Below are 7,483 nucleotides of genomic sequence, written 5' to 3' on the forward strand. Positions count from 1 at the left end.
GCGCAGCGTAACCCGACGCTGAGTGTCGGTAAGTCGTCGATTTCGCGGGTTACGCTATCACTAGCTGGTGTCTGCCAAGGTCTTGAGATCGTCGTCCGAGATCGGCGGCGCCGCGAGGTAACGCAGCGGGGTGCGGGCGTCGTCGTCGGGCTCGAACTTGACCAGCCCGCCGGCGTAGGTTCGTCCCGCGTCGAGGGTGACGTTCTTGCGCAGCCACCGCCAGCAGCTGCGCTTACGAGGTGATGGCTTCCGGCGCAGGCTCACCTGGCCCATCGGCGACCTGGCAGCGATGGGCGAGGGCTTCGGTCATGGGCTGGGCGCGATTTGGTCGGGGGCGAATGGCTGCGTCCGTGGCGGTGGTGGATGCACTGCGCTTATCCGCCCTACGGGAGCCGGTGCCTGGCGCTTGGCTTTTCTCATCGGCTTGGGCCGCGCAGCTAGGCGAACCCGGGCGGCACCGCCCGATGCCAATCCGTCGCCTGCTGCAACCGGTGCGCGACGTTCAGCAGCCGTCCTTCCGCGAAGTAGTTGCCGATCATCTGCAAGCCCACCGGCAGGCCGTCCACCGGCGCCACCGGCACCGACAGGCCGGGCAGGCCGGCGAGGTTGGTGGCGATGGTGTAGATGTCGTTGAGGTACATGGCCACCGGGTCGTCGGTCTTGGCGCCGAGTGGGAAGGCCGTGGTGGGCGTGGTGGGGCCCATGATCAGGTCCACCTGCTCGAAGGCGCGGCGGAAGTCGTCCGCGATCAGGTGGCGGAGCTGCTGTGCCTTGAGATAGTAGGCGTCGAAGTAGCCCGCCGACAGCGCGTAGGTGCCGATCATGATGCGCCGCTTCACCTCGGCGCCGAAGCCTTCGGCGCGGCTGCGCTTGTAGAGGTCCTCCAGGTCCTGCGGCGCCTCGCAGCGGTGGCCGTAGCGCACGCCGTCGAAGCGGGCGAGGTTCGACGAGCACTCCGCCGGGGCCACCACGTAGTAGGCCGGCACCGACAGCGGCGCGTTCGGCAGGCTGATGTCGGTGATGCTGGCGCCGAGCTTCTCGAGCTCCGCCAGCCCGGCGCGCACTGATGCCTCGACGCCCGCGTCCAGGCCCTCGCCGAAGTACTCCTTCGGCAGGCCGATGCGCAGGCCCGCGATGTCGTCGGTGAGCGTCGCGCCATAGTCCGGCACCGGCTCGCTCGCGCTGGTGGAGTCGCGCTCGTCGAAGCCGGCCATGGCGCCGAGCAGCAGCGCCGCGTCCGCCGCCGAGCGCGTCAGCACGCCGGCCTGGTCCAGGCTGGAGGCGAAGGCGATCATGCCCCAGCGCGAGCAGCGCCCGTAGGTGGGCTTGATACCGGTGATGCCGCAGAAGGCCGCGGGCTGGCGGATGGAGCCGCCGGTGTCGGTGCCGCTGGCGGCGGCGCAGAGCCCCGCGGCCACCGCCGCCGCCGAGCCGCCGCTGGAGCCGCCGGGCACGCGCGTGGTGTCCCAGGGGTTGCGGACCGGGCCGTAGTAGCTGGTCTCGTTCGACGAGCCCATGGCGAACTCGTCCATGTTGAGCTTGCCCAGCACCACCACGCCGGCGGCGGCGAGCCGCTCGACGACGGTGGCATCGAAGGGCGCCACGAAGTTGTCCAGCATGCGCGAGCCGCAGGTCGTCTTCAGCCCCTCGGTGAGAAAGATGTCCTTGTGCGCGATGGGAATGCCCGTGAGCGGCCCGGCGTCGCCCGCGGCGATGCGCGCGTCCGCCGCATCGGCGGCGGCCAGCGCGGTGTCCGCGCTCACGGTGATGTAGCTGTTCAGCGCCGGGTCCAGGCGCTCGATGCGGGCCAGATAGTGCTCCGTTAGCTCGCGGCTGGAGAAGCCCTTTTCGCGCAGACCGGCGGCGAGCTCGGTGATGGATTGCTCGTGCATGCGTGGTGGTTGCTGGCTGGGTACGACTTGGGTGGCGACGTGGGCCGCGCGAGCGGGAGGCGCGGGCAGTGCTGCTGCGAACGTGGCGGGCGGGCTACTCGATCACCTTCGGTACCAGGTAGAGCCCGTCCTGGGTGGCCGGGGCGATGGCCTGGAAGGCCTCGCGCCGGTCCGCCTCGGTGACCGCGTCCGGACGCAGGCGTTGGGCCATGTGCAGCGGGTGCGCCATGGGCTCGACGCCGCCGGTGTCCACGGCGTTCATCTGTTCCACCAGGGTCAGGATGTTGCTGAGCTCGGCCGCGTAGTGATCGAGATCGGCTTCGGCGACTTCGAGCCGGGCCAGGTGGGCGATTTTGGCGACATCGGTTCGGTCCAGGGCCATGGCGGGTTCCGGGCGGGTTTGAGAATTTGAGTGGGGCGCAGGCGTTGCAGGCGCAACGCTACCACAAGGCCCCGCGACTGGTGAGGCTCGACCGGTCAGGGGGGCTCGGTGCCGAACAGTTTCCGGGCAAAAACCGATATTGAAATAGATACTTCTGGCCTATACTGGACGTGACGCTTTAACCGAAGCCGCTAACTCAATTCCTGCCCATGCGCCCTTCCGCCGCCCTCGCACCTTTGTTCCGTCGGCCCGGCGCCCTCGCGCTCGCCGCCTGCATCGCGGCCTTGGCGCCGCCGGCCGTCACCGCCGGCGTCCCAGCGTCCTATGCGACCGGCAGCCAGGCATTCGTCGCCGAGCAGGCGCAGCGGCTCGGCTATAGCGCTGAGGATCTGGCCACCCTGATGGCCGCGGCGCGCTACCGGCAGGACATCATCGATGCCATGAACCGGCCTTACGAGGCCAAGCCCTGGCGGGACTACCGGCGCATCTTCCTGACCCCGGCGCGCATCGACGCCGGCGTGGCCTTCCGGCGCGAGCACGCCGCGTTGCTGGACAAGGCCGAGCTCACCTACGGTGTGCCTGCGGAAGTCATCACCGCCATCGTCGGCATCGAGACCAATTATGGCGCCAATGTCGGCAGGCACCGGGTGCTGGATGCGCTCTCCACGCTCGGCTTCGCCTACCCGAGCCGGGCGGACTTCTTCAGCAAGGAGCTGGGCGAGTTCCTGCTGCTGGCCCGGGAGGAGCAGGTGGACCCGCGCACCGCGGTGGGCTCCTACGCCGGTGCGGTCGGACTGCCACAGTTTATCCCGTCCAGCTATCGCGCCTACGCGGTCGATTTCGATGACGACGGTCGCCGCGATCTCTGGGGCAGTGACGCGGACGTGGTGGGCAGCGTCGGCAACTATCTCGCCATGCACGGCTGGCAGCGGGGGGCGCCCATCGCGGCGCGGGCAACGCTGACCGATGGCGTGCCCACCGGCATTCCGGTTGCCGGGAAGCGGCCGGCACTGCCGCAGGAGAGCCTGGCGCAACTCGGCGCGGCCGGCGTCGTCCCAGCGGCGGGCGCCTTGGCCGACTCCCCGCCCGCCGATGCGCGTGTCGCGCTGCTGGAACTGGACGGCGACGGACCCGAGTACTGGCTCGGTTTCGAGAATTTCTATGCGATCACCCGCTACAACCAGAGCAATCTCTATGCGATGGCGGTGTTCCAGTTGAGCCGCGAGATCGCGGCCGGCTCTGTCCCCGGCCCAGTTCAAGGCCCAGTTCAAGACTCAGTCCAAGGCCCAGCGCAAAGCTCGGCCCAAGGCCCGGCGCTGAGCCCAGCCCAAGGTTCGGGTCAAGACTCGGCACGGCAGGTGGCCGACGATGCGGCGGGTTGAGTGCGCCGGCGCAGCGCGGCTGCCCCGGCTGGTGGCGCGGGCGGGCAGGTGGCTGCCCGTCCTGCTGCTGTCTCTGCTGGCGAGCTGCGGCGGTACGCCGGAGCGCGACGTCCGCCTCGCCGACGTGCCCGGTGCCAAGCCCAGGGTCGAGCCCAAGTCCAGGTTCGGCAACATGAAGTCCTACGTGGTCTATGGCCGGACCTATCGACCCAAGGCCACCAGCCGCGGCTACGTGGAGCGCGGCATCGCCTCCTGGTACGGTCCGAACTTCCACGGCAAGAAGACCTCCAGCGGCGAGCGCTACGACATGCACCAGTGGACAGCGGCGCACAAGACGCTGCCGCTGCCCACCTATGCGCTGGTGACCAACCTGGAAAACGGCCGCAGCCTGATCGTCAAGATCAACGACCGCGGCCCGTTCGTCGACAACCGCCTCATCGACCTGTCGTACGCCGCGGCGAAGGCGCTCGGTGTGGATAAGAAGGGCACCGCGATGGTGGAGGTGGCCTCCATCGACCCTCGCGACCACGACGGCAAGTTGCCGAAGTCGATGCGCATTGCCGGCCTCGCGCCGGCGCCCGAGCCTGAGCGGGTGCACCACGGCGCGGCCGGCGATCACCCCGCGCACACCGTCGCGAGCCGGCCGCGGACGCCCGCGGTGGCGAGCACCGCCGCGGCCGGCGAGCGCCGCTCGACGCGCGCCGCGCCAGGCGCGCCCGCCACGCGCACGGCGACGGCGACCGCTCGCCGGCCGCAAGCACAGCCCGCGGTGGCCAGCACCAGCGCCGGCTACTACCTCCAGGTGGGCGCCTTCGGGGCACGCGCCAATGCCGAGCAGATGCGCTGGCGCCTGCGTGGCCAGCTGGCCACACCCGTCACCATCGCCGAAGACACGGCGGTACACGGGGATGCCAGGCCGCTGTTCCGGGTGCGCGTTGGTCCGGTGGGCTCACGGGCCGAGGCCGAGCAACTCGCCGGCGAGCTCGTCGCCCTCGGCTTCGGACCCTCGCTCGTGGTGCCCCGTTGAGCCGGCACCCGTCGCGGCCCCCGTCGCGCAAGGCCTGCCGCGGCGACGCTGTGTCCCCGCTGCCGCAAAGGTAGAATGCACGGCCAGCCGCGCCCACCGGCTCGCCCGGCGGCCGGCCGTCCGCAACCCCGAAACCGCCAGCCCGCCGCATGACCATGATCCAGAAGGCCCTTACCGCCTGTCTTCCCGCCCTCCTTCTGCTCCTCTTCGCGCTGCCCGGCGCCGCCACCGTGTCCGAGCAGCAGAGCAGCATCCCGGAGCCGCCGGCACTGCACGCGCGCGGCTACCTGCTGCTGGACTACGACAGCGGCACCATCCTCGCCGAGCAGGGCGCCGACGAGCGCCTCGAGCCCGCGAGCCTCACCAAGATCATGACCGCCTACGTGGTCTTCCGCGAGCTCGCCGCCGACAAGCTGAGCCTGGACGACAAGGTCACCGTCAGCGAGAAGGCTTGGCGCACGGGCGGCTCCAGGATGTTCATCGAGGTTGGCAAGCAGGTCGGTGTCGAGGACCTGATCCAGGGCATGATCATCCAGTCCGGCAACGACGCCAGCGTCGCGCTGGCCGAGCACATCGCCGGCTCGGAGGAGACCTTCGCCGAGCTGATGAACCGCAACGCCAAGCGCCTCGGCATGACCAACTCGCACTTCGTCAACGTCACGGGCCTGCCGGACCCGGAGCACTACACAACGCCGCGGGACATCGCCAAGGTGGCCGCCGCCATCATCCGCGAGTATCCGAACTACTACGCCTGGTACTCGCAGCCGGACTTCACCTGGAACGACATCAAGCAGTCCAACCGCAACCAGTTGTTGAAGCTCGACCCCAGCGTGGACGGCATGAAGACCGGCCACACCAAGGCCGCCGGCTATTGCCTGGTCTCCTCCGCCAAGCGCGATGGCCGCCGGCTCATCGCCGTGGTGATGGGCACGGCCAGCCCGTCCGAGCGCGTCGCCGACAGCCAGGCACTGCTGAACTACGGTTTCAATTTCTTCGAGACTCATCGCGTCTTCCCGGGCGGCGAGCCGGTGGAGTCCCTGCGCGTCTGGGGCGGCGATGCGCGCGAGCTGCCGGTGGGGCCGGCGCGGGACCTCTACATCACCATCCCCCGCGGCAAGTACGACCAGCTCAGCGCGCAGCTCGAGCCGGCGATGGACATCACCGCCCCAGTGGCCTGGGGCGACTTGGTCGGCGAGATCGTCTTCAAGCTCGGTGACCGGGAGATCCGTCGCGAGCCCGCCGTGGCGCTCGCGGACGTGGGCGAGGGGAATATCTTCCAGCGCGGCTGGGACTCGGTGCTGCGGCTGTTCTAGCTCAGTGCCCCAGCGCCGCGCTTCTCCAAATTTTGCTCTCGTTGTCGTTGTCGTTGTCGTTGTCGAGTATCCGACCACGACCACGACCACGAACGCGACCACGACCACGACCATGAGCAGAGATTTCGACCAGGTTCGTCGGCTCCGGCCCCGCCGGCTCGACACCGGCGTCGGCATGCCCCACATTGGGTGACAGAGATCGACGACCCGCTGAGCCGCCAATGAACAATCGCAATCCCCAAACCGGCGCCCCCACACCAGCATCGGCCCCGGAGGTCACCGAGACCCTGCTGGAGTTTCCCTGCACCTTCCCGATCAAGGCCATGGGTGCCGCGGACAGCGACATCGAGGCCGTGGTATGGGAGATCCTCTCGCGCCACGCCCCGGACCTGGCCCCGGCGGACGTCACCACGCGCCGCAGCAGCGGCGGCAAGTGGCTCGCCGTGACCGCCCGCGTGCGCGCCCACAGCAAGGCGCAGCTCGATGCCATCTACCGGGAGCTGAGTGCCCACGAGCTGGTGGTCTACGCGCTGTGACCCCGGTTCGCCGGGGCGCTGTTGTGATGACCGACAGCAGCCGCGCTCCCCGGGTGTTGCACGTGCGTCGGCTCGGGTGCGTGCCGTATCTGGACTGCTGGCGCGCCATGCAGCGCTTCACGGACGCGCGCACCGAGGCCACCGAGGACGCGCTCTGGCTCGCCGAGCACCCGTCCGTGTTCACCCAGGGCCAGGCCGGACGGGCCGAGCACCTGCTGGCCCCCGGCGACATCCCGGTGGTGCAGACGGATCGCGGCGGTCAAGTCACCTACCACGGCCCGGGGCAGCTCATCGCCTATGTCCTGGTGGATCTGCGCCGGCTGAAGATCGGCGTGCGTGCGCTGGTGAGCGCGCTGGAGGGCGCGGTCATCGACCTGCTGGCCGGCTTCGGTGTCGGTGCCAGCGCGCGCCCCGATGCCCCCGGGGTGTATGTGGATGGCGCCAAGATCGCCTCCGTGGGCTTGCGGGTGCGCCACGGCTGCAGCTACCACGGCATCGCGCTGAACGTGGATCTGGATCTCGCCCCGTTCCGGCGCATCAACCCCTGCGGCTACGCCGGCCTGGCGATGACCCGGCTGGCGGACCTGGTCGCGCCGGCGGTGCTGGTGAAGGCTGATCTGCCATGGCGCTTTGCGGCCGCCGTGGGGCACCGGCTCGGCATGCGGCCGGCGCCGGGCTAGTACCCCGTTTCAGCCAATTTTGCAGGCGTCGGCCCGGGTGAGGCCGGAGCCGAGGAACCGGGTCGAAGTCTCTGTTGGTGGTCGTGGTCGTGGTCGGGTAGTCGATTACGCAACGACAACGACAACGACCACGACAACGACAACAAACTTGACTCAACTGCAAGCATTTGGAGCCGTCAAGCAATCTAGTGGAAGTCCCGCGAGGTCACCACCAGCCCGCCGAGCAGGTGCGAGTAGTCCAGCAGCCGCCTGGCCACCAGGTGGGTGACGC

The 7,483-nt window shown here is 69.6% G+C and carries 8 protein-coding genes; 5 read left to right on the forward strand and 3 right to left on the reverse strand.

The annotated features are described in order from the left end of the window. Positions 1-60: 60 nt before the first annotated feature. The 3 genes from LJE69_RS01280 to gatC form a co-directional block, all read right to left on the reverse strand. Positions 61-273 carry a hypothetical protein gene (locus LJE69_RS01280; protein ID WP_296920504.1) on the reverse strand — a complete coding sequence of 71 codons (213 nt, stop codon included), beginning with the start codon at positions 271-273 and terminating at the stop codon, positions 61-63. A gap of 164 nt (positions 274-437) precedes the next feature. Beyond that, entirely contained in the window at positions 438-1,892 is a 1,455-nt protein-coding gene (gatA, locus tag LJE69_RS01285; RefSeq protein ID WP_296920507.1) for an Asp-tRNA(Asn)/Glu-tRNA(Gln) amidotransferase subunit GatA, read from the reverse strand. A gap of 94 nt (positions 1,893-1,986) precedes the next feature. Next, positions 1,987-2,274: an Asp-tRNA(Asn)/Glu-tRNA(Gln) amidotransferase subunit GatC gene (gene gatC / locus LJE69_RS01290; protein ID WP_296920510.1), complete on the reverse strand. Its 288-nt coding sequence runs from the start codon at positions 2,272-2,274 to the stop codon at positions 1,987-1,989. Positions 2,275-2,483: 209 nt separating this feature from the next. Between gatC and mltB the strand changes: the two genes are divergently transcribed. From mltB to lipB, 5 genes are all read left to right on the forward strand, one after another. After that, positions 2,484-3,656 carry a lytic murein transglycosylase B gene (mltB, locus tag LJE69_RS01295; RefSeq protein WP_296920514.1) on the forward strand — a complete coding sequence of 391 codons (1,173 nt, stop codon included), beginning with the start codon at positions 2,484-2,486 and terminating at the stop codon, positions 3,654-3,656. Then, positions 3,643-4,683 carry a septal ring lytic transglycosylase RlpA family protein gene (locus LJE69_RS01300; RefSeq protein WP_296920517.1) on the forward strand — a complete coding sequence of 347 codons (1,041 nt, stop codon included), beginning with the start codon at positions 3,643-3,645 and terminating at the stop codon, positions 4,681-4,683. Before mltB ends, LJE69_RS01300 begins: the two co-directional genes overlap by 14 nt. Positions 4,684-4,832: 149 nt before the next feature. Beyond that, the gene (locus tag LJE69_RS01305) at positions 4,833-5,996 is read left to right on the forward strand and encodes a D-alanyl-D-alanine carboxypeptidase family protein (RefSeq protein ID WP_296920519.1); all 1,164 of its coding nucleotides are present in this window, start codon (positions 4,833-4,835) and stop codon (positions 5,994-5,996) included. Between the two features lie 221 nt (positions 5,997-6,217). After that, on the forward strand, positions 6,218-6,532 hold the full coding sequence (locus tag LJE69_RS01310) for a DUF493 domain-containing protein (protein WP_296920522.1): 315 nt from the start codon (positions 6,218-6,220) through the stop codon (positions 6,530-6,532). A 26-nt stretch (positions 6,533-6,558) separates the two neighbouring features. After that, positions 6,559-7,212 (forward strand): lipoyl(octanoyl) transferase LipB, encoded by a 654-nt coding sequence (gene lipB, locus LJE69_RS01315; protein ID WP_296920525.1) that lies wholly within the window; start codon positions 6,559-6,561, stop codon positions 7,210-7,212. Positions 7,213-7,483: the final 271 nt, after the last annotated feature.

The sequence above is a fragment of the Thiohalocapsa sp. genome (assembly GCF_022340605.1).
Classification (GTDB): Bacteria; Pseudomonadota; Gammaproteobacteria; order Chromatiales; family Chromatiaceae; genus Thiohalocapsa.